The following is a 23,021-nucleotide window of genomic DNA, read 5'->3' as shown; positions in this document are numbered from 1 at the left end:
AGCATACAGAATTGAAAATAAATTATTATGTTAGGTTAGACGTTTAAGTATGAAGTGAAATCCTCAAAACGCAAAAAGCCCGCTCATTGAGCAGGCTTTGATGTACATGGATGTACGAATGTCGATAAGCTTCATGGATGAAGGGCTTTTATCGACCTTACTTAATTAGAAGCTTTGCGATGTTCAAGTGCTCACAGCGGTGAAGAGGCACATGGGCGTTCGCCCTATCTTTTCTGGAGTTCAAATGCAAAAAAGCCTCAACATTATGTTGAGGCTTTCTTTTAATTAGGAGCTTGGCGATGTTCTACTTTCACATGGGCGAACCCACACTATCATCGACGCTGTTTCGTTTCACTTCTGAGTTCGGCATGGGGTCAGGTGGTTCCAAAACGCTATAGTCACCAAGCAAATCTGGTTGACTTAAGAGCTTGTCTTAAATCTAAATCTGGAAAACTGTCTTTTTATCTCAATTCGTAAAGTTTCTACTTTAGTACTTTGCTCTTTTCGAGCTATTCAACTTCTGCGGGTTATAAACCACTTTGGCGTTGTATGGTTAAGCCTCACGGGTAATTAGTACAGGTTAGCTTAATGGCTCGCACCACTTCCACATCCTGCCTATCAACGTTGTAGTCTTCAACGGCCCTTCAGTTAACTCAAGTTAAAGTGAGAACTCATCTCGAGGCTCGCTTCCCGCTTAGATGCTTTCAGCGGTTATCGATTCCGAACGTAGCTACCGGGCAATGCAATTGGCATCACAACCCGAACACCAGCGGTTCGTCCACTCCGGTCCTCTCGTACTAGGAGCAGCCCCTCTCAATTCTCAAACGCCCACGGCAGATAGGGACCGAACTGTCTCACGACGTTCTAAACCCAGCTCGCGTACCACTTTAAATGGCGAACAGCCATACCCTTGGGACCGACTTCAGCCCCAGGATGTGATGAGCCGACATCGAGGTGCCAAACACCGCCGTCGATATGAACTCTTGGGCGGTATCAGCCTGTTATCCCCGGAGTACCTTTTATCCGTTGAGCGATGGCCCTTCCATTCAGAACCACCGGATCACTATGACCTACTTTCGTACCTGCTCGACGTGTCTGTCTCGCAGTTAAGCTTGCTTCTACCATTACACTAACCGTACGATGTCCGACCGTACTTAGCAAACCTTCGTGCTCCTCCGTTACTCTTTGGGAGGAGACCGCCCCAGTCAAACTACCCACCAGGCACTGTCCACAACCCCGATTCAGGGGCCTATGTTAGAACATCAACACTACAAGGGTGGTATTTCAAGGACGGCTCCACACAATCTAGCGACTGTGCTTCAAAGCCTCCCACCTATCCTACACATGTAGGGTCAATGTTCAGTGCCAAGCTGTAGTAAAGGTTCACGGGGTCTTTCCGTCTAGCCGCGGGTACACAGCATCTTCACTGCGATTTCAATTTCACTGAGTCTCGGGTGGAGACAGCGTGGCCATGGTTACACCATTCGTGCAGGTCGGAACTTACCCGACAAGGAATTTCGCTACCTTAGGACCGTTATAGTTACGGCCGCCGTTTACCGGGGCTTCGATCAAGAGCTTCGCCGAAGCTAACCCCATCAATTAACCTTCCGGCACCGGGCAGGTGTCACACCCTATACGTCTTCTTTCGAATTTGCAGAGTGCTGTGTTTTTAATAAACAGTCCCAGCCACCTAGTCACTGCGACTCCCGTCCGCTTAGAGAGCAAGTCTCATCACAGATAGGAGCGTACCTTCTCCCGAAGTTACGGTACAATTTTGCCTAGTTCCTTCACCCGAGTTCTCTCAAGCGCCTTAGTATTCTCTACCTGACCACCTGTGTCGGTTTGGGGTACGATTCGAAATAATCTGAAGCTTAGAGGCTTTTCCTGGAAGTATGGCATCAACAACTTCCACACCGTAGTGTGTCGTCTCGTATCTCAGCCTTAGAAACCCGGATTTGCCTAAGTTTCCAGCCTACATACTTTCACATGGACAACCAACGCCATGCTTGTTTAGCCTGCTCCGTCCCCCCATCGCAATTATTCCAAGTACGGGAATATTAACCCGTTTCCCATCGACTACGCCTTTCGGCCTCGCCTTAGGGGTCGACTCACCCTACCCTGATTAGCATGGGATAGGAACCCTTGGTCTTCCGGCGAGCGGGTTTTTCACCCGCTTTATCGTTACTCATGTCAGCATTCGCACTTCTGATACCTCCAGCATACCTCCCGGTACACCTTCAACAGCTTACAGAACGCTCCCCTACCCCGCGAATAAATTCGCAGCCGCAGCTTCGGTGGTATGTTTAGCCCCGTTACATCTTCCGCGCAGACCGACTCGACCAGTGAGCTATTACGCTTTCTTTAAAGGATGGCTGCTTCTAAGCCAACCTCCTGGCTGTCTGGGCCTTTCCACATCGTTTCCCACTTAACATACACTTTGGGACCTTAGCTGGCGGTCTGGGTTGTTTCCCTCTCCACGACGGACGTTAGCACCCGCCGTGTGTCTCCCGGATATTACTTATTGGTATTCGGAGTTTGCAAAGGGTTGGTAAGTCGGGATGACCCCCTAGCCTTAACAGTGCTCTACCCCCAATAGTATTCGTCCGAGGCTCTACCTAAATAGATTTCGGGGAGAACCAGCTATCTCCCGGTTTGATTAGCCTTTCACTCCTAGCCACAGGTCATCCGCTAGCTTTTCAACGATAGTCGGTTCGGTCCTCCAGTCAGTGTTACCTGACCTTCAACCTGCCCATGGCTAGATCACCGGGTTTCGGGTCTATACCCAGCAACTAAACGCGCAGTTAACGCTCGCTTTCACTACGGCTCCCCTAAATGGTTAACCTCGCTACTGAATATAAGTCGCTGACCCATTATACAAAAGGTACGCAGTCACAGAACGAATCTGCTCCTACTGCTTGTACGTATACGGTTTCAGGTTCTATTTCACTCCCCTCACAGGGGTTCTTTTCGCCTTTCCCTCACGGTACTGGTTCACTATCGGTCAGTTGGGAGTATTTAGCCTTGGAGGATGGTCCCCCCATATTCAGTCAAAGTTTCACGTGCTCCGACCTACTCGATTTCACTGTAAATAAGTTTTCGTGTACGGGACTATCACCCTGTATCGTCAAACTTTCCAGAATGTTCCACTAACTACATTACAGCTTAAGGGCTAATCCGATTTCGCTCGCCGCTACTTTCGGAATCTCGGTTGATTTCTTTTCCTCGGGGTACTTAGATGTTTCAGTTCTCCCGGTTCGCCTCACTTACCTATGTATTCAGTAAGTGATACCACTAAGTGGTGGGTTTCCCCATTCGGAAATCCTAGTCTCAAGCGCTTTTTACTAGCTTGACTAGGCTTATCGCAAGTTAATACGTCCTTCATCGCCTCCAACTGCCAAGGCATCCACCGTATACGCTTAGTCACTTAACCATACAACCCAAAATGGTTTGTATTGCTAAAGACAGTTTTTAACTCCGCCAGAAGTTAAATATTGAATACTAAAGTAGATACCAACATAACAATTTGTTATGCGGCATATTTTCTTTACTTTATTTTGAGAACTCTAAATTAAATATTGTATTTCCTAAGAAATACTTAATTTAAAGTTTGTCAGCTTTCCAAATTTTTAAAGAGCAATCGAGAATTACTTCTCAAAACTAAACATACTGTGATGTTAGTTTATTTAGGTTTGAGAAGAGAGAAAGTGGTGGAGCTAAGCAGGATCGAACTGCTGACCTCCTGCGTGCAAGGCAGGCGCTCTCCCAGCTGAGCTATAGCCCCACTATATAAGTTGATTATGTTGCCACTTAATCTGGGAGGAGAAAGTGGTGGGTCTGAGTAGACTTGAACTACCGACCTCACGCTTATCAGGCGTGCGCTCTAACCAGCTGAGCTACAGACCCATAATCAATTATTGTTGTTCTCAATCATTTAACAATCATCTGTGTGGACACTTCGAACAAAAAGTTCTAAATCGTATAAGGAGGTGATCCAGCCCCAGGTTCCCCTAGGGCTACCTTGTTACGACTTCACCCCAGTCATGAATCACTCCGTGGTAAGCGCCCTCCCTAAGGTTAAGCTACCTACTTCTGGAGCAACCCACTCCCATGGTGTGACGGGCGGTGTGTACAAGGCCCGGGAACGTATTCACCGCGACATTCTGATTCGCGATTACTAGCGATTCCGACTTCATGGAGTCGAGTTGCAGACTCCAATCCGGACTACGACGCACTTTAAGTGATTCGCTTACTCTCGCGAGTTCGCAGCACTCTGTATGCGCCATTGTAGCACGTGTGTAGCCCTACACGTAAGGGCCATGATGACTTGACGTCGTCCCCACCTTCCTCCGGTTTATCACCGGCAGTCTCCTTAGAGTTCCCGACCGAATCGCTGGCAACTAAGGATAGGGGTTGCGCTCGTTGCGGGACTTAACCCAACATCTCACAACACGAGCTGACGACAGCCATGCAGCACCTGTCTCAGAGTTCCCGAAGGCACCAAACTATCTCTAGTAAGTTCTCTGGATGTCAAGTGTAGGTAAGGTTCTTCGCGTTGCATCGAATTAAACCACATGCTCCACCGCTTGTGCGGGCCCCCGTCAATTCATTTGAGTTTTAACCTTGCGGCCGTACTCCCCAGGCGGTCTACTTAATGCGTTAGCTTTGGAAGACAGTTCCGAAAAACCGAACTCCTAGTAGACATCGTTTACGGCGTGGACTACCGGGGTATCTAATCCCGTTTGCTCCCCACGCTTTCGTACATGAGCGTCAGTGTTGACCCAGGTGGCTGCCTTCGCCATCGGTATTCCTTCAGATCTCTACGCATTTCACCGCTACACCTGAAATTCTACCACCCTCTATCACACTCTAGTTTGCCAGTTCGAAATGCAGTTCCCAGGTTGAGCCCGGGGCTTTCACATCTCGCTTAACAAACCGCCTGCGTACGCTTTACGCCCAGTAATTCCGATTAACGCTCGCACCCTCCGTATTACCGCGGCTGCTGGCACGGAGTTAGCCGGTGCTTCTTCTGTTGCTAACGTCACAGCTAGCAGGTATTAACTACTAACCTTTCCTCACAACTGAAAGTGCTTTACAACCCGAAGGCCTTCTTCACACACGCGGCATGGCTGCATCAGGCTTGCGCCCATTGTGCAATATTCCCCACTGCTGCCTCCCGTAGGAGTCTGGACCGTGTCTCAGTTCCAGTGTGGCTGATCATCCTCTCAAACCAGCTAGGGATCGTCGCCTTGGTGAGCCATTACCTCACCAACTAGCTAATCCCACTTGGGCCAATCTAAAGGCGAGAGCCGAAGCCCCCTTTGGTCCGTAGACATTATGCGGTATTAGCCATCGTTTCCAATGGTTGTCCCCCACCTAAAGGCATGTTCCCAAGCATTACTCACCCGTCCGCCGCTCGTCATCTTCTAGCAAGCTAGAAATGTTACCGCTCGACTTGCATGTGTTAGGCCTGCCGCCAGCGTTCAATCTGAGCCATGATCAAACTCTTCAATTAAAAGTGTTTTTGGACATAAGTCCGACTCAATGAATTCTGATTTTGATATTCCATCTACAAGAGATGAGATATCGAATTGACTGTGCTGAAATAAACTATGTTTATTTCCGTTGGTCACTCAGTTCAATTAAGTCTAAATTTTGTTACGCTAAAAGCGTATGTTAGAACTTAATCTGTACGAGTGCCCACACAGATGATTGCTTAAATTTTTAAAGAACAGTGCAGCATCTCTCGCTGCGAAGTGGAGCGCCATATTAACCGCTTCACTTTTAAAGTCAACTAGAAAATTAATTATTTTTCAAAGTAACTTTCCGTTTGACTTTCCTCCACTTAACTCAGCGTTTGTTGTTGCTGTGCTCCGTGTCGGTGGAAGCGCATTATAGGCAGATCGAAAATCAGATCAACCCCTTTTTTATAAAAAAACGATCTTTTTTGATCGTTTGATTATTTAATATCCAAAACCTTCAATTCTTAACTTAGGAGCTACATTTTCGCATAAAAAAACGCCAAACTTAGGTTTGGCGTTTTACGGGAGTGTAATACTAATGAAAAATTAATCAGTCAGCTTTTCTTAACTTATGGCCTTTCAACGCATAGAAAAGAATAAATAAGTAACACGGTAACATTACAACGTAACCACTTTGTAAGCCTTCTGCTGTTCCAGCACTACCTGATGCCAAGCCCCACGCTAGAGGACCAAATGCACCACCCGCTATACCCATAACTAGTAAAGCTGAACCTGCACTTGTTAGTTTACCTAAACCAGATAACGCTAAAGGCCATACTGCTGGCCACACAATTGCATTTGCAAATCCAAGCAAGGCTAAAATAATTAGTGTATTCGGTAACTCAGCTCCACCGAATGGAACTAAGATAGTCTGCGCAATTGATGTCGAAGAGCTATCACTTACTAAAATTCCAATAGTTAACACTGAGCCAAGTATCGCAGAAATCGATAATGCTTTGGCTTGAGAAATAACACGAGGGATCAGTGCAATACCAATAATATAACCCAACACCATACAAACCATCGTATAAGAAGTCATTACTGCATAATTTTCGACACCTAGCGCTCTCGCAAAAGATCCGATTGTATCTGCCGCTATTACTTCTACAGCTACATATACAAAAATAGCAATCACACCAAACTTCAATTGTGGATGAGAAAGCGCTTCTTTTACATGCCCTTTCTCAGTGTCAGACTCTTCTTCATCTTCAATTTCAGGAATTGGCAGTTTTGTAACAACAAATGCTAGTACGCCAATAAATACCGCCATACCAAGATAAGGTAGCACCAAACCATTAGCCATCATGTCAATATCTTGTTGTGTAAGCTCTTTGCCAGTTAGCCCTGTAAAATTACTTAAAATTAATGCACTGAATACTAATGGTGCAATAACACCTGCGCCTTTGTTAAGAATCCCCATAACACTTACACGTGCGGCAGCAGATTCTTCAGGGCCTAAGCGAACAACATAAGGATTAACTGCAGTTTGTAAAAGCGTTTGTCCTGTTCCCATTACCAGTTGAGCGAATAGGAATAAAGCAAAAAATTGCGTCTTAGCTGCTGGAATAAACAATAGACCAGCAACCATCATGACAGCCATACCTAATGCCATACCATTTTTGTAGCCTACTTTACGGATCACTGCCGCTGATGGAATTGCAGTGAAAGTAACTGCAATATAAAAAGAGAATAGAATTAACGACGCTTGGAAAGGTGTTAATTGTAGAACTTGCTGAAGGTACGGCATTAATGAACCGTTTAACCATGTAGCAAAACCCAGTATAAAAAATAGAGTAGCCACTATAGCCATTGGAACTAGGCTACTCTTTTTGTTTGATTCGTTTTCCACTGTTGCTTCCATAAACTTCTTCTTGTTGCAGTTAATCTTATGTCATAGCTTTACGCTATGAAAATACCATTTGCGTTAAGTAGCCTCATCTTTCAGACGCACTATATGAATAGTTAACGCAATCAGTTTATTTCTTGGTTTTATTATTAACGCTAATCACTTTGAATACGGCAATTTATGGAAGTTAGCGCTTCCCCTAAGCCACAAAATGATAGCGCTGTCATTTTACTTTAATGCAATTGAATAAATATTGCCAGTTTGAATTTTGAATTAATTAGAACAAAAAGGGAGCAAATGCTCCCTTTAGTTTTAATAACAATTAGTTAATTAATCGTAGTAATACGACTCTTAACTTGGTCATTTAATGAACTTCTCAACCACACTTGGGCATTACCCACAGCAACAGGTTTTTGATATGTTTGCCACGATTTCCCTTGGTCAATGCTGTATTCAACATCTAAGTATGCCGTCGCAACACTGGTTGTTAACGTACCATTATTAACTTCACCACCAGGGACATCTAAATTAGCTTTCACACCTGACTTCGCCAGTTTTGCAAGTTCCTTAGTACCTAGTGCAGCAGAGAAAGTCATCCAATCTTTTGCACGCTTTTGTGCATCTGGATTTTCACCTTCCCATGGCGCTTTATACCATGCGCGTTCAGCGACTGCTAACACGCGTGGGAACAACATAGCCAATACTTGATCTTCAGTACGGATAGTTTCAGACCATACCTGACCTTGCATACCTAAAATGTTTTCAGGCTTTTCAAGCTGAGGTAATGGACGGCCAACTAAGTCTTCTAGGTTTTTGATCACTTCACCAGTGCGGGTGAAGTCAGCATTTGCATATACATTGTCTGGCATATAACCAAATGCTTTTTCATTACTGATAAAGCGCGTTGCCCAATAATAGCCACGTTCTTCTGGATGAGCTTCATACGGGTGGTCAAAGTAAAGATGTGTACCATGCGATAAAACAACTTGATAGTCATTGTTTGCTAAACGGTAAGCTCGGTCAGCAACACCCCACTCCCAAATATTATCCCAAGCATTAGCTGTAAATACAGGATTAGGGAATTCTTCACGGTTAAATGTATTCACGCGGTCATACATTAAGCCATCTTCCCATGCACCTGGTGCAATACCACGCTTAGCAAGCATTTTTGCTACGCGCTGGGTAAAATAAGGCTTAAGATCGGCAGGACCTGCAACTCCATTACCGGCCTCTTCAAACATTTTTTGACACGCTGGTGAATTAGTCCATGAGCCAGCACCTACTTCATCGCCACCAAAATGCAGATTTTCTAAACGAACACCCGCTTCACGATACATTTGTTGAAGTTCGTACGTCACTTTTTCCATAAAGTTATAACTTGAGTCCATACACGCATTGATAGAATTATCAGTGTAATTCTGAACTGTGATGTATTCTGACTTGTCTTCAGGATCACTCAATAAGTATGCTTTCGCACCTACTTCATCGCCTGCTTTCATCAATTTACGATAACGCGCTTCCATCGCAATAATTGATGCACGCGCGTGACCTGGCGATTCTACCTCAGGAATGATCTTGATATGGCGTGCAGCGGCGAATTTTAATAATTCAACAAAGTCATCTTTTGTTAAGTAACCATTACCTGAACCATCTTTATGTGGACCTGTACCTAACTGAGTCAGTAAGCAAGAATCTTCAGATAAATCAAAACAACGTACGCCACCAATTTCTGCAAGCTCAGGTAATGATGGGATTTCTAAGCGCCAACCTTCATCATCAGAAAAGTGCCAATGCAATGTATTGAGCTTATATTTTGCCATTTGCTCAACCAACTTAAACATTGCATCTTTACCATGAAAGTTGCGTGCATTGTCATAATGCATACCGCGGTAACTAAAGCGCGGTGAATCTTTAATTTCTACACGTGGTAATTCAACGCTGCCGTTGGTGTCTGCTGGGAAAAGAGCCAATAATGACTGTAAACCATAAAACACACCTGCATTATCACTACCAACAACCGTAATTTTGTTTTTATCAATTTCTAGGTGATAGCTTTCAGCATCACCATTTTGAATTGAATTATCTACTTTTAAAGATAAATGCGGTTTTTTACCTACTGAGATATGGTCAGCATTCGCTTCTAATTTAAGGCCATATAGTTTTGATAAATCATCAAGCAGTACATTTACTTCTTGCTTTAGGCTACCTTGATAACTAACAACCCAATCTGACGAAAGCGTTACTTCACCGCGAGAAAAATCAACGCTTTGTGGCTTTGGAATAATTCGCTTAAGGGCTTCTTCTTGGCTTGGCGTGTATTTTTCATTTTTGATATTAAGTGCATGACGGTTTTGTGCATCGGCAATCACACTTAAATCTTTTGGCGTGTTAAATTTCTTTAATTGGCGCTCTTCAACAATTGGCAATACAAACTGTTTTAAATCTTCAGTATCTGTGCTGGCAAACACTTCAGCGTCTTTATTATTGAGTGAGATAAATGCACGCGGCATCACATCTGAATAAGACACAATATAAGCTGCTGCTTCATACTCAAGTGCTAACGTTTCATCAACAGCTAAACCAGCAAATGTTTTAGTCGGCACTAAACGATGTAAGTCACCATTTACATGCTCAATTGCAATACCTTTTACTTCAGAGGTTTTTACTTTACGAATACTGTGGAAATACAGCTGCCAGTTACTTTCACCTTTTGGTAGTGCAACTTTTGAAGTGTTTTTAAGTTGGATTTTACCGATGTAACCGCCATCGTTGTTATGAAAATTATCAACGACACCAAATTTTAGATCCGCTTGTGCTGCAAATTCTTTAATGTCAGATTGCGATAGCTTGGCATTAGCAAATAACGGCGTTGCCAATAAAGCTGTAGCAAGTATGGTTTTTCTCAAATACATAAGACTTCCTTTACTTGTTAATTATGCGCTTTCTAACCATAGAGCAACGAAAGCGTTAATTTTAGTTTTTGTTATTAGGAATCATAATGACTATTTAATGACAGCGCTATCAAAACAACTTAAAAAAAACCTTAATTTTATCTGAAAACATTTAATATCAGTAAGTTAGAGGTATTACAAAATACCTCTAACGTGTTGAGATTATTAATAGCCTGCAGCCATACCGTCTTTTCGCGTCTCTGATGCGCCAACATAAACGCCATTTGAGAGCTGCTTCATAATCGCTTGATAACCACCGTAGGGGCCAACTGCATGTTGAAGTGTGTGTCCTTTTTTCACCAGCTCACGTTTTGTCTCTTCTGAAAAACCAGCTTCTAAACTAACATAGCCGCCATTTGTCATTTTTTCACCAGTAGGCTGCGACGAACCAGTATGTAAAATGCGTGGTGCATCACCTGCTTCTTGCAGGTTCATACCAAAATCAATCATATTAATTAGAATTTGCGCATGCATTTGCGGTTGTGTAGCGCCACCCATCACGCCAAAGCTTATATAAGGTTTGCCATCTTTGGTGACAAAGGCAGGAATAATAGTATGAAAAGGTCGTTTCTTCGGTGCATAAACGTTGAAGTGGCCTTCTTCAAGGGCAAATAGCTCGCCACGATTTTGCAACACAAACCCTAACTTTTCTGGCGTCATGCCAGAACCCATACCGCGATAGTTACTTTGAATAAGTGATACCATGTTGCCATCTTTATCAGCAGTGGTTAAATAAATGGTATCTCCTTCTACTGGCCCCGGATCCACTTGCTTGCTCGCTTTATTTTCATCAATAAGCTTGCGACGCTTTGCCGCATATTCTTTGCTAATTAATTGTTTTACTGGAATGTCATTGAATGATGAGTCAGCGTAGTATTTAGCGCGATCAGCAAAAGCTAATTTTTTAGCCTCCACAAAAGTATGGATATATTCAGGGCTATCAAAACCCATACTTGCAATATCATAGCCTTCAAGAATATTTAAAATTTGTAACGCGGCAATGCCCTGACCATTGGGTGGCAGTTCCCATAAATCATAACCACGATAGTTAGTACTTACTGGTTCTACCCAGTTACTTTTATGCGATGCTAAATCGTCGTAACTCAAATAACCACCATTAGCTTTCATATAACGATCGATTTCTTTTGCAATCTTACCTTTATAAAATGCATCGCGACCGCCTTTAGCAATTTTGCGGTAAGTTTGTGCAAGTGCAGGGTTTTTAAAGATTTCACCTTTTTTTGGCATATGGCCATTTGGCATAAAGACTTCTTTAAAACCCGGGTACCTTCCACGAACAGAAACACTTTTATCTAGGTAGTAAGCAATTAGCTCTGATACTGGAAAACCATTTTCAGCATAGTGAATTGCAGGGGCTAATAACTCAGCCATTGGTAATTTGCCAAATTTGTCGTGCAATTCAAACCAACCGTCAACCGCACCAGGCACTGAAACCGGCAAAGGGCCATAACTTGGGATTTTGTCGCCCTGTGCTTTTAATGTATCTAGCGTTAACGATGCTGGTGAACGGCCAGATGCATTAAGTCCATGCAGCTTTTGCTCTTTTTGTTGCCACACAATGGCATATAAATCACCACCAATACCACAACCTGTTGGCTCAACTAATCCCAATACTGCATTTGCTGCAATTGCAGCATCCACAGCATTGCCCCCTTTTTTTAAAATATCAAGTGCAACTTGCGTTGCTAACGGTTGTGACGTTGCAGCCATGCCATTTTCAGCAAATACTTCTGAGCGACTGGCAAACATTTCACCTGTAATACGGTCGTAAGCGCTGGCGATAGATGGAATTGCCAAACTGATAATCAGTAGAGAGGGTTTAAGCCATTTCATTATTATTATCCTGTTGTTCTGGTTATAGCTAACATAGCGCTTTTTCTGAACAGGAAACAATAATTCGAGGTAAATAGAGAAGATCTGTAGATAAAATGCAGGTTAGTAGCAAAGCCGTACATGCTCTGCTACCAACTTGGGAACTAATTTGTTTGCAGCTTTTCGATAATCACAACATTAGCTGCTGGGAATTCGTAATTATTTAAATCACTAATAGCCACCCATTTGTGATCTTGCCCTTCAAGGTGCCTCGCTTGCCCATCAAACTCTTCTACTAAGTGAATATCAAGGTGCACTGATTTATCTGGGTAGTCGTGGTGAATTTCTAAAAAGGGTGTTGAAGATTTTACTTTTATGCCAATTTCTTCGTTTAATTCTCTTGCCAGTGCTTGGGTTACTGTTTCACCCGCTTCTACTTTACCGCCTGGAAACTCCCATTTTCCACCTTGATGTTGTTCATCGTGACGCTTTGCAATAAATATTAAGTTAGCTTTTTTGATTACACCAACTGCAACATGTACTTGTTTTTTCATTTTTCACTCACTTTAATCATAAAAAAAGCGACATCTAAGTGTCGCTTTTTTAACAGAGTCTGGTTCAATTAGCTTAATTTACCGTGACACTGTTTGTATTTTTTACCTGAACCACATGGACATGGTTCGTTACGGCCAACTTTTGCATCGTTGCGTACAGTTACAGCTGCACCTTCAGGTGTTTCACCACCTACGTGCTCAGCTTCTTCGTGTTGATATTGCTTTGGCGTATTTTCTGCTTGCTGACGACGGCGCTCTTCTACCGCTTCAACATCTTCTTCAGCACGTACTTGTACTTTTGCAAGAATACTAACCACTTCCACTTTCAGTGCTTCTAACATGTCAGAGAACAATTCGAATGATTCACGCTTGTACTCTTGCTTTGGATTCTTCTGTGCATAACCACGCAGACCGATACCTTGACGTAAGTGATCCATTGCAGCAAGGTGATCTTTCCAATGTTGGTCAAGCGTTTGTAACATAATTGCTTTTTCGAAGTGGCGTAGTACATCTGCACCCACTTGATCTTCTTTATGTTTGTAAGCCGCTGTAACACCTTCTTCAATACGCTCACGAAGTTTTTCTTCGTAAAGTTTATTGTCTTCATCAAGCCATTGTTGTAGAGGCATTTCAACTAAGAAATCTGCACGTAAGCGATCTTCTAAGCCAGCAATATCCCACATATCAGCAAGTGATTGTGGTGGAATGTACTGATCGATAATACCGTTTAATACATCCGAGCGAATTGCTGTGATTGTTTCTGAAATATCGCCTTCTTCAAGCAGTTCATTACGCTGTGTGTAAACAACACGACGTTGATCGTTTGCTACATCATCGTACTCAAGTAGTTGCTTACGAATATCAAAGTTACGCGCTTCAACTTTACGCTGTGCATTTTCAATTGCACGGTTTACCCACGGGTGCTCAATTGCTTCACCACGTTGCATACCAAGTTTACGCATCATGTTCATCATGCGTTCGCCAGCGAAAATACGCATAAGCGCATCTTCCATTGATAGGTAGAAACGGCTCGAACCCGCATCACCTTGACGGCCAGAACGACCACGTAACTGGTTATCAATACGACGTGATTCATGACGCTCAGTAGCAATAATGTGTAAACCACCTGCTTCTAGTACTGCATCATGACGTTTTTGCCATTCTTCTTTAATCTTTGCAATTTGCTCATCAGATGGGTTTTCAAGTTGTTCAACTTCCAACTTCCAGTTACCACCTAACACGATATCGGTACCACGACCCGCCATGTTAGTAGCGATGGTTACTGCACCTGCAAGACCTGCATTGGCAACAATTTCAGCTTCTTGTTGGTGGAACTTTGCATTAAGTACGTTGTGCTTAATTTTCTCTTTGCGTAAAAACTGCGATAAGTATTCAGAGCTTTCGATTGAAATAGTACCCACAAGCACAGGCTGACCACGCTCTTGGCAGTCGCGAATGTCCGCTAAAATTGCTTCGTACTTTTCTTCTTGTGTTAAATAAACTAAATCCGCACGATCATCACGTACCATCGGCTTGTTAGTTGGAATAACAACGGTTTCTAAACCGTAAATTGACTGGAACTCAAATGCTTCTGTATCGGCTGTACCTGTCATACCAGCAAGTACATCGTATAAACGGAAGTAATTCTGGAACGTGATTGATGCCAGTGTTTGGTTCTCATTTTGAATGCTTACACCTTCTTTTGCTTCAACAGCTTGGTGTAAACCTTCAGACCAACGACGGCCTTCCATAGTACGGCCTGTGTGCTCATCAACAATGATTACATCGCCATCTTTTACTACGTAATCAACGTCTTTTTGATAAAGCTTGTGCGCACGAAGTGCTGCATATACGTGGCTTAATAATGTGATGTTATTAGCAGAATAAAGCGAATCACCTTCATCAATTAAACCTAGCTCAGTAAGTAGTTCTTCAACACGTACTTGGCCACGCTCTGTAAGGTGTACTTGTTTAGCTTTTTCATCAATAGTGAAATCGCCATCACCTTCAACACCTTCTTCATCTTCTTTTTCTTGCTGCTCTAGGCTTGGAACTAGCTTATCAATTTGTTGATAAAGTTCAGAACTATCTTCCGCAGGACCAGAAATAATCAGTGGCGTACGCGCTTCATCAATTAAGATTGAGTCAACCTCATCCACTACGGCGTAGTATAAAGGACGTTGTACACGCTCATCTGGTGTAAACGCCATATTGTCACGTAAGTAGTCAAAACCGAATTCGTTGTTTGTACCGTAAGTAATGTCAGCAGCATAAGCTACTTTCTTTTGCTGCGGCATCATGCCCGGTACGTTGCAACCGACAGTCAGACCTAAGAATTCAAAAAGTGCGCGGTTTGTTTCCGCATCACGTTTTGCAAGGTAGTCATTCACAGTAATAACGTGAACGCCTTTACCTGTTAAACCATGTAAGTATGCTGGTAAAGTTGCTGTAAGGGTTTTACCTTCACCAGTACGCATTTCAGAGATTTTACCTTGGTGTAAAACCATACCACCAATCAGCTGTACATCGAAATGGCGCATACCATAAACACGCTTTGATGCTTCACGTACAACTGCAAATGCTTCAGCTAGAAATGAATCTAAGGTTTCACCATTATCATAACGCTTACGAAACTCAGCTGTTTTCGCTTTTAGTTCTTCATCCGACAGCCCTTCGTATTGCTGTTCTAATCCATTAATTTGCGCGACCGTTTTTCGTAAGTTTTTAATTATTCGATCATTGCGACTACCAAATATCTTGGTAAGTAAGTTAGCTATCATGATAAAACCGTTACAACCTTAGTTTAGTGACAAAACCCATGCCACTTTTCAAATTAATTGTGCGTACAGTATCAGCAGAGCACCGATATTGCTAGTTAACCCGACCAAACCTGGCTCGTTAACAATAGTGAAATTGCATTATTTGAGATAACTAGCAATATAGCCTTGTGTGATACAGCTATATTTTTCTATATATTGAGACAAAACTGCCAAATTCAAGGGCGATATTTTATTCGTTTAATCACAGTGAGCCAAGTTTAATTTGCCCTTTGTTCTGCTTTATTTACAGCTTTTTACTTGCTGTAACTATTCTTGCCCAATACAATAATAAAAAAGAGGTATCTAACCATGGCTAAAAACAGGTTTGCACCTAAACCGCTAGGGGATGTACTGACTAACCTTCCTAATCGGCTGCAGCAGTTTTCAAATAAGAATCAAGAAAACAAGCAATTACAAAGTTTGCTTGAACAAATACTTGATCAAAATATGCTACAAAAGTGCACCATAGCAAACTATCAAGATGGCACCTTAGTGTTAAACGCCCAATCTGCAGCAGTTGCGATGCGCCTAAACTATATGAAAATGAGCTTACTCAGTGACTTTAGACGCCTTGGTCTGCCTGAGTTGTGTCAGATTAAAATTCAAACATCGCCACGCAGCGCAAAAAGCCTACAAGCAAACCAGCAACAGCAGCAAAGCAAAGAAAAGAAACGTCTAACAAAAAGTGCACAACAATCGCTGCTTGAAGTTGCTCAGCACGCACCGGACTCTCTTAGGTTAAAACTCGAAAAACTCGCTAAGCTCGCAGATAGGTAATGGAATTTAGCGATAGTTAAGTTACTATAGAATCGCAATTATTTTTATTACTAACCTAGGTATGCGTTATGCTTAAATCACTTTTTTCAATTGCTTTACTGGCTACAAGCTTTAGTTCGCTTGCAGCGTGGCAACTACAAAACGACAGTTCTAAACTCAGTTTTGTCTCGGTAAAAAAAGACACAATCGGTGAAGTACACCACTTTAAAACATTATCTGGCACGATTGCTGACGACGGTAAATTATCTCTAGAAATTGACCTAACGTCGGTTGAAACTAATATCCCTATTCGCAATGAACGTATGCAAAGCATGCTATTCAACACTAAAGCATTTCCAACACTAACGTTAAGCGCCGATGTGAGCAAAGAACTTGCCGCAATGAAAAACGCACCGACACATGTATTTTCAGTACCTGCTACGTTGTCGCTAAATGGCATTAAAAAAACGCTTTCAATCGAAGTATTTGTTGCCCGTACTAGCCAAGATGATTTACTTGTCAGCGCAATGACACCTGTTGTAATTAATGCCAGCGACTTTAATCTAGACACAGGCGTAGCAGCGCTGCAAAAAGTAGCAGGCCTACCCAATATCGCGCGCGCTGTGCCTGTGACTTTCGTATTGCATTTCGCTAAGTAATTTTTGCGGCAAACACAGGTCTTGTTCAAAAGTGAACCTTGCAGAATTAACACAACAAATTGAAACCAGTATTGCGCCATTTGAAACATGGCAGCCAGAAAGTTGTGGCGATATTGATATCACTATCAAACGCAATGGCGATTGGTATTTCCAAACAAGCAAAATCAATCGCATTAATTTGGTAAAACTGTTTGCAAAAGTACTAACCAAAGAGCAAGGCCACTACTATTTAAAAACACCCGTTGAGAAAATGCGCATTCAGGTAGAAGATGCGCCTTTTCTAATTACGCATTGGTATCAAAAAGACGGCTTTATTGTTTGCTGCGATAACCTAGCAAGAGAGTATGTACTTGGTGAAAATCACATCTTAGAGATAAATGGTGGCGTGCCTTACCTGCATTTACATCATGGTGTAATGGCGAAAGTGTCACGAAACGTATTTTATCAATGGGCTGAAATCTCAGAGCAAAAAAAAGGCCGCTTTGCTATTTGCTCTGGCGGCCAAGACTTCTTTATTGGTTAAACTTTTAAATCACTCGCGAGAAGCGTGTTAGCTTTGCTTGTTGTTTTAAGTACGCATCAAACGTCATACAAATATTACGAATAAACAAACGCCCTTTATTTTCAACCACAAGCTGTTTATCGTTTAATGAGATCATGCCATCTTCAGCAAAACACGAAAGCCCAGATAATTCTTCAGCAAAATAATCTGCAAAATTAATCGAAAACTTGCGCTCAACATCTGCGAAATTCAACTTAAAGTGACAAATAATTTCTTTAATCACAAATGCGCGAATTTTATCATCTGTGGTTAACGTTAGGCCTTTAACAACAGGTACGCCCGCCGTTTCAGCGGTTTGATAATAATCTTTCAAATCTTTCGGGTTTTGGAAAATGCTATCGCCTACTTGCGAAATAGAGGATGCACCTAAACCCAATAAGTCACACTCACCGTGTGTAGTGTAGCCTTGGAAGTTACGATGCAATTTACCTTGTTGCTGCGCAATCGCCAACGAATCCGTGCTTTTTGCAAAATGATCCATGCCGATATTAACGTATCCAGCCTCAACCATTTGCGCCAAGGTGTTTTTAAACATTGTTAGCTTATGCTCTGGGCTAGGTAATTGCTCATCTTTAATTTTGCGCTGTGCAGCAAAACGATCAGGTAAATGGGCATAGTTAAATACCGAAACACGATCAGGCGACAGGGCTATTAAACGCGCCATGCTTTCTTGGAAGCTTTCTGGCGTTTGCAATGGTAAGCCGTAAATCATATCGGCATTCACTGAAGAAAAACCGAGTGCGCGCGCTTCAGTAACTAAGTTTGCAACGTTATCAGCACATTGTTCACGGTTTACAGCCTTTTGCACATCATCATTAAAATCTTGAATACCAAAAGACACACGGTTAAAACCAAGCGAGCGTAAATGACTAAGCATATCTTCAGGTAAAGAGCGTGGGTCAATTTCAATTCCAGCTTGCACTTTATCTGAAAAGTTAAAATACGTTTTAACAATCGCCATTAAACGGCTCATTTGTTCTTTTGTTAAAAACGTGGGTGTACCACCACCTAAATGTAACTGCTCGATTTTGTAATCTTTATAAAGAGTTGCTTGTGCTTTTGCTTCTTGCTCTAAAAAGTCTAAATACACATCTGCTTTATGTTGGTGGCGAGTAATTATTTTATTACAGCCGCAGTAATAGCATAGCTGGTGACAAAACGGTACATGAATATACAGCGACAAGCGCGTATTATCGCTTTTGGCGATCGCCTGTGTTACCGAATCAACAGAAAAGCCAGGCTCAAACGACAACGCCGTTGGATACGAAGTATAACGAGGACCTGACACATTGTATTTTTTTATAAGGGAGTTATCCCATTCAACGAAATTTTGCACGACTGAAACCTAACAATATTAAGGTATAGCAAGTGTACAAAAGGAACTAAAAATCGGCTTTGATCCAAAACAATAAAGCCAGCGAGTGCTGGCTTTATTTACAGATTAGATAAGGTGACTAATTAGCGAATACGTGTTTGGTACTCGGATCAGCTGGGAAGTAAGCTTCTAGCTTAGCTGCTTCAGCCAAAATACCTTCTTCAAGCTCTTTTTCAGCACGCCAACGCTTGCTATCCATTTGGAAAACTTCTTTCTTACTGTATTTCTTACGCGCATCGTGGGTCGGCATTTCCTTTACCACATCATACATTTTGAAAACGTGCTGGTATTCCGTTTCAAGATCCACTGTTTCGGAGAATTGATACTGCGACATCAACACCCAAATACGTAAACATCCTTCTGAATACTCACACTGTTTCTCTTTCATCGCGCGTGCAATTAAGTTAATGCTGTCGGCAATTTTTGCATTGCGTTCAGCCGCTTTAACTTTTAACTTTTCAATTTGCGCTTGTTGCTTTTCTTTTTGCACTTTCAGTTGGAATAACAACTTACCAGCGTAAAAAGCTAACCCTGCAACAATAGCAGCGGCAATAATAATGGCGATAACCCAAATAGCATTCACTACTTAAGCTCCTCCTCGTCATCATCACTTAACCATTCATCGGCAAGATCGTTCGACATAAATTGGTCAAGCATGTCTTCGTCGTCAAACTCATCTTCATCATCAATACCTAACAAATCGCAAAGTGCTTGGTGACGCTCTACCTTTGCGTTTAAGTATTTGATGTCTTTTCCTACTAACACTTCACCTGCATTTTGACGCTCAAGTAACGACATTAGCTTTTGATCGTTTTCAATTTGCTCAAGCTCTTGCTCTGGTGTTAGTTCAGGCTCACCTACTTTACGTAACTCTACTTGCGGCTGTAGATGGCGCTTAAACTCTGGCTGTTGCTGAGTAACCTCTGCTTCAGGCACAAGACTAATAGGCTTTTTACTGCCTAAACGACTGTCTTTGCGTTGCTTACCCGCACCTTGCTGCTCATTTAAGGCATCTTGTGCGTTGCGTGTACCCGCTTTATTACCAGTACGCTTTTTAACACGCTGCTCTTTCAAAGCGCGTAGTTCGGCAAGTTTCTCTTTGCTAAGGCGGAAGCTTCCGTTGCCACCGGTACCGATTTTGCGTGACTTTTTCTTTCTGGTCATAATTAAATCTAAAATTTTTACAAAACTAAGCTTATTTTACACTATTGCTGACTGTTTAAATAGCATCACGTCATCACCATGATATGCCAGTGATAAGCCATGGTGCTGTGCTAAATAATCAAACGTGACCCGCGAAAAAAAATTGATATGCGTAATATCATTTTTGTAATGCCAATTTTTAAATCGGGCTTGGTCGATGACGAGCTTTGTCATCACAACTAATACGCCATTTGGCTTTAATAATTTCAGTAGTTGCGCCCACACTTCGTTTGGATTGGCTAAATGTTCAATTACCTCAGTACAGGTTACAAAGTCGTACTGACGATTTAACACCTCAGTGTTTGGATAATAGAAGATATCGTAAAGCGCTGTAGCATGACCTTTCTCTGTGAGCATTTTGGCAAGTGCGGGGCCCGGTCCACAACCAAAATCGAGACCCTGGCTAGCTTCTGCTAATTCTGGCAGCAAAGGCGTTAAAGCGCGGCTCAGGAATTTCTGATAGCCCGCGTCATTTACATCATTTTCATGACTATCGTAGATTTGTTTTTCTTGCTCGAGTGAAATTAACTGGCTACGCGCAACAAATACTAACTGACATAACTCACATTGAAAGTAAGCTCTGCGTTTGTCTTCGCTATAAAAGGTGCTTTTAGAATGCAGACATAATGGACAAGATTCAGACATGGCTTAAACGTGAAATTTATTTGCCGTAATCATAGCAATTTTATTGCGACAAATAAAAAAGCGACAGAGAATCTCTGCCGCTTACTAATCTGAGTGTCTTATGACACTTCTCCCTTCGACTGTTTTAACCAACGAGTCTAATTTTATTATTATTTTACTATCCGTATTTTTATTATTTTCATCCGTGCTTTTTTTATTTTCGGTCTTCCTGACGCTTTCTTAGCAGTCCATTAATGTAACCTATGGTTACTTTCCCCTACGCACATAATTGTCGCTGCACTTCCGTATTTTACTGCTTTCCCTGTTATTTTTTTGTCCCTTGCGACAGGTGAATAATTTACTTGTTAATAAATTTGTTACAACTAATTTAACTAAAATAAATAAAAAAAGATTTCTTTAAAAATCGTGTTAACAATAAAAAACAGACACTTAAGCAATAACTAGTGACAAAATAGCGAATTAACTTACAGTTAACATTAGTCATTATCTCACTATGATTGTGAGAAATATCTCACAGACTAAGGTATAAAAAAAGCAGCTTGCGCTGCTTTTTTCATCACTTATATGAATAAGTGTTATTAATGAAGACCTGAAACGTACTTAGAAAGTAGTTCAATGTCCTTATCTGTTAGTTTTGTCGCTAAATCGCGCATCATACCATTTAGGTCATTATTGCGATCACCTGAGCGGAATTTCTCAAGTTGCGCTTTTACATAATCAGCATTTTGGAATGATACTTTCGGGAAGCCCGCTAATGATGTACCGTTACCACGAGGACCGTGACATGCTGCACATGCCGGAATACCACGTTCTGCATCACCTGCTTTGTATAGTTTACCACCTAGCTCAACCACTTCTTCTGGTGTGCTACCTGGTTCCATATTAAGACTTGAAAAGTAAGCCGCGATATCGCGCATATCTTGCTCAGATAGTGGCATAGCCATACCACTCATTACAGGGTCCATACGACCTTCTGCACCGCCTGATGTCATACCTAATTTAAACTCTTTTAATTGCTTAAATAAGTATTGAGCGTGCTGACCTGCAAGTTTAGGGTGATTAGGAAGAGGTTTGTTTCCATCTACACCGTGACAAGCAACACATGTCGCAGCTTTTGTTTTACCAGCTTCTATATCGCCCTCAAAAGCAGCAGCTTGATTGACGCTGAACGCACCAGCAACCATCATTAAAGATAAAGCTATTTTTTTCATGCTATTTCTCTGTTTCGACCCTGTTAAAACCTGACAAGCAGGAATGAATACCAGCTAAAGTAGCCATATTCTACACGATTAAATTTTATCTGACACCTCTTGTGCCTTGATAAAACATATAAAATATAGGGGTTTTTACTAAAAAACTCCGTAAAGGCGCATTTCTTTGATCTTTCTCAAGGTTAATTTGACCCATTAAAAAAGACAAAGCATTACTTATTTGGCTATTGTTAGTATAAAATACGCGCCCAGAAATAAAAGATATGTTAAAGGCAGTGTAGCAAAAATCTCTGAAAATAGGGATTCGCCTTTAATCTTAAGATAGCGTTTTAAGGAGCTAACCTTGCTAAAGTCACGGGTTCAATATTCAAAAGCGAGCTTTATTACAAGTGCACCAGACATCACTAAACTGCCTGCTGATTCGGGTGTTGAAGTTGCGTTTGCAGGTCGTTCTAATGCGGGTAAATCAAGTGCGCTAAACACATTAACCGATCAAAAACTTGCGCGCACAAGTAAAACACCAGGTCGTACGCAGCTAATCAACACCTTCTCGCTGGGTGAAGATATGCGCATCATCGACTTACCAGGTTATGGTTTTGCTAAAGTACCACTTGAAATGAAAAAGAAGTGGCAGAAATCACTAGGTGAATACCTGCAAAAGCGTGAAAGTTTAAAAGGCATTGTGGTCTTAATGGATATTCGTCATCCATTAAAAGAGCTTGATATGGACCTCATTAACTGGGCCGTTGAAAGTGATTTAGAGATTCTTGCGCTACTTACTAAAGCCGACAAACTGAAACAAGGCAAGCGTAAAAGTGAAGTGCTAAAAGTTCGCCGCGAGTTAAAAGAACTCAGTGACAAAATTACTGTTCACGCGTTTTCATCGTTAAAAGGCATTGGTTTGCCAGAATTGGCAAAAACACTGGATGTTTGGTACTTAGGTGAAATTGACGCGGTAGCGCCAGAACAAGAGTCAGACGAGCAACAATAAAACGTTTGAGAAAAAACCGGTTGGTAAAAACCAACCGGGTATAGCAATCTGGGGAGAAGCTATTAAAACGCTGTACCCCGTAAGAGATACATCATCA

Annotated in this window: 14 protein-coding genes, 2 tRNA genes and 3 rRNA genes; 4 read left to right on the top strand and 15 right to left on the bottom strand. The window is 42.0% G+C overall.

All coding sequences use genetic code 11. From position 1 onward, the window contains the following. Window positions 1-291 precede the first annotated feature (291 nt). From rrf to secA, 10 genes are all read right to left on the bottom strand, one after another. Window positions 292-406 (bottom strand): 5S ribosomal RNA (gene rrf / locus AC2IOM_RS06060). Between the two features lie 143 nt (window positions 407-549). Next, window positions 550-3,430 (bottom strand): 23S ribosomal RNA (locus AC2IOM_RS06055). A gap of 275 nt (window positions 3,431-3,705) precedes the next feature. After that, window positions 3,706-3,781: transfer RNA gene (locus tag AC2IOM_RS06050), tRNA-Ala, on the bottom strand. Window positions 3,782-3,826: 45 nt separating this feature from the next. After that, a tRNA-Ile gene (locus AC2IOM_RS06045) sits at window positions 3,827-3,903 on the bottom strand. Window positions 3,904-3,979: 76 nt separating this feature from the next. Then, window positions 3,980-5,512, bottom strand: a 16S ribosomal RNA gene (locus AC2IOM_RS06040). Together the 16S, 23S and 5S rRNA genes with 2 tRNA genes alongside form the textbook arrangement of a ribosomal RNA operon. A gap of 557 nt (window positions 5,513-6,069) precedes the next feature. Then, window positions 6,070-7,380, bottom strand: coding sequence for an N-acetylglucosamine MFS transporter NagP (gene nagP / locus AC2IOM_RS06035; RefSeq protein WP_486359411.1), 1,311 nt, complete (start codon window positions 7,378-7,380; stop codon window positions 6,070-6,072). Between the two features lie 311 nt (window positions 7,381-7,691). Further along, a complete protein-coding gene (locus AC2IOM_RS06030; protein ID WP_486359410.1) occupies window positions 7,692-10,277 on the bottom strand; it encodes a family 20 glycosylhydrolase in 2,586 nt (861 codons plus the stop codon). 204 nt (window positions 10,278-10,481) lie between these two features. Next, window positions 10,482-12,170 (bottom strand): gamma-glutamyltransferase, encoded by a 1,689-nt coding sequence (gene ggt / locus AC2IOM_RS06025; RefSeq protein WP_486359409.1) that lies wholly within the window; start codon window positions 12,168-12,170, stop codon window positions 10,482-10,484. A 143-nt stretch (window positions 12,171-12,313) separates the two neighbouring features. Then, a complete protein-coding gene (gene mutT, locus AC2IOM_RS06020; protein ID WP_486359408.1) occupies window positions 12,314-12,703 on the bottom strand; it encodes an 8-oxo-dGTP diphosphatase MutT in 390 nt (129 codons plus the stop codon). 68 nt (window positions 12,704-12,771) lie between these two features. After that, window positions 12,772-15,483: a preprotein translocase subunit SecA gene (gene secA / locus AC2IOM_RS06015; protein WP_100914224.1), complete on the bottom strand. Its 2,712-nt coding sequence runs from the start codon at window positions 15,481-15,483 to the stop codon at window positions 12,772-12,774. 348 nt (window positions 15,484-15,831) lie between these two features. Here secA and AC2IOM_RS06010 point away from each other — a divergent pair, with 348 nt between their 5' ends. The 3 genes from AC2IOM_RS06010 (at window position 15,832) to AC2IOM_RS06000 (ending at window position 17,460) form a co-directional block, all read left to right on the top strand. Beyond that, window positions 15,832-16,299, top strand: a complete 468-nt coding sequence (locus tag AC2IOM_RS06010) for a DUF721 domain-containing protein (RefSeq protein WP_486359407.1) — start codon at window positions 15,832-15,834, stop codon at window positions 16,297-16,299. Between the two features lie 68 nt (window positions 16,300-16,367). Further along, a complete protein-coding gene (locus AC2IOM_RS06005) occupies window positions 16,368-16,937 on the top strand; it encodes a YceI family protein (RefSeq protein WP_486359406.1) in 570 nt (189 codons plus the stop codon). Between the two features lie 31 nt (window positions 16,938-16,968). Next, on the top strand, window positions 16,969-17,460 hold the full coding sequence (locus AC2IOM_RS06000; protein WP_486359405.1) for a DUF1285 domain-containing protein: 492 nt from the start codon (window positions 16,969-16,971) through the stop codon (window positions 17,458-17,460). Between the two features lie 4 nt (window positions 17,461-17,464). Here AC2IOM_RS06000 and hemN read toward each other — a convergent pair whose 3' ends face one another. The 5 genes from hemN to AC2IOM_RS05975 all read right to left on the bottom strand — a co-directional run bounded on the left by hemN (window position 17,465) and on the right by AC2IOM_RS05975 (window position 21,933). Then, a complete protein-coding gene (gene hemN / locus AC2IOM_RS05995) occupies window positions 17,465-18,835 on the bottom strand; it encodes an oxygen-independent coproporphyrinogen III oxidase (RefSeq protein ID WP_486359404.1) in 1,371 nt (456 codons plus the stop codon). 118 nt (window positions 18,836-18,953) lie between these two features. Beyond that, window positions 18,954-19,457, bottom strand: coding sequence for a DUF2489 domain-containing protein (locus tag AC2IOM_RS05990; RefSeq protein ID WP_486359403.1), 504 nt, complete (start codon window positions 19,455-19,457; stop codon window positions 18,954-18,956). Further along, window positions 19,457-20,038 carry a Der GTPase-activating protein YihI gene (gene yihI, locus AC2IOM_RS05985; protein WP_486359402.1) on the bottom strand — a complete coding sequence of 194 codons (582 nt, stop codon included), beginning with the start codon at window positions 20,036-20,038 and terminating at the stop codon, window positions 19,457-19,459. Before yihI ends, AC2IOM_RS05990 begins: the two co-directional genes overlap by 1 nt. Window positions 20,039-20,074: 36 nt before the next feature. Beyond that, entirely contained in the window at window positions 20,075-20,722 is a 648-nt protein-coding gene (locus AC2IOM_RS05980; protein ID WP_486359401.1) for a class I SAM-dependent methyltransferase, read from the bottom strand. A 578-nt stretch (window positions 20,723-21,300) separates the two neighbouring features. Continuing rightward, window positions 21,301-21,933 (bottom strand): c-type cytochrome, encoded by a 633-nt coding sequence (locus AC2IOM_RS05975; protein WP_054978105.1) that lies wholly within the window; start codon window positions 21,931-21,933, stop codon window positions 21,301-21,303. Between the two features lie 343 nt (window positions 21,934-22,276). Here AC2IOM_RS05975 and yihA point away from each other — a divergent pair, with 343 nt between their 5' ends. Further along, window positions 22,277-22,924, top strand: a complete 648-nt coding sequence (gene yihA, locus AC2IOM_RS05970; RefSeq protein ID WP_486359400.1) for a ribosome biogenesis GTP-binding protein YihA/YsxC — start codon at window positions 22,277-22,279, stop codon at window positions 22,922-22,924. Window positions 22,925-23,021 lie beyond the last annotated feature (97 nt).

It is taken from the genome of Pseudoalteromonas sp. NS-SX12, assembly GCF_057367955.1.
The sequence above is the reverse complement of the archived record's forward strand: the minus strand, read 5'-3'. Positions and strand labels throughout refer to the sequence as shown.

Excerpts from the sequence above, each read along its gene's own strand:
- nagP (WP_486359411.1), bottom strand. The coding sequence starts at position 7,380 with ATGGAAGCAACAGTGGAAAACGAATCAAACAAAAAGAGTAGCCTAGTT.
- AC2IOM_RS06030 (WP_486359410.1), bottom strand. The coding sequence starts at position 10,277 with ATGTATTTGAGAAAAACCATACTTGCTACAGCTTTATTGGCAACGCCG.
- ggt (WP_486359409.1), bottom strand. The coding sequence starts at position 12,170 with ATGAAATGGCTTAAACCCTCTCTACTGATTATCAGTTTGGCAATTCCA.
- mutT (WP_486359408.1), bottom strand. The coding sequence starts at position 12,703 with ATGAAAAAACAAGTACATGTTGCAGTTGGTGTAATCAAAAAAGCTAAC.
- secA (WP_100914224.1), bottom strand. The coding sequence starts at position 15,483 with ATGATAGCTAACTTACTTACCAAGATATTTGGTAGTCGCAATGATCGA.
- AC2IOM_RS06010 (WP_486359407.1), top strand. The coding sequence starts at position 15,832 with ATGGCTAAAAACAGGTTTGCACCTAAACCGCTAGGGGATGTACTGACT.
- AC2IOM_RS06005 (WP_486359406.1), top strand. The coding sequence starts at position 16,368 with ATGCTTAAATCACTTTTTTCAATTGCTTTACTGGCTACAAGCTTTAGT.
- yihI (WP_486359402.1), bottom strand. The coding sequence starts at position 20,038 with ATGACCAGAAAGAAAAAGTCACGCAAAATCGGTACCGGTGGCAACGGA.
- AC2IOM_RS05980 (WP_486359401.1), bottom strand. The coding sequence starts at position 20,722 with ATGTCTGAATCTTGTCCATTATGTCTGCATTCTAAAAGCACCTTTTAT.
- AC2IOM_RS05975 (WP_054978105.1), bottom strand. The coding sequence starts at position 21,933 with ATGAAAAAAATAGCTTTATCTTTAATGATGGTTGCTGGTGCGTTCAGC.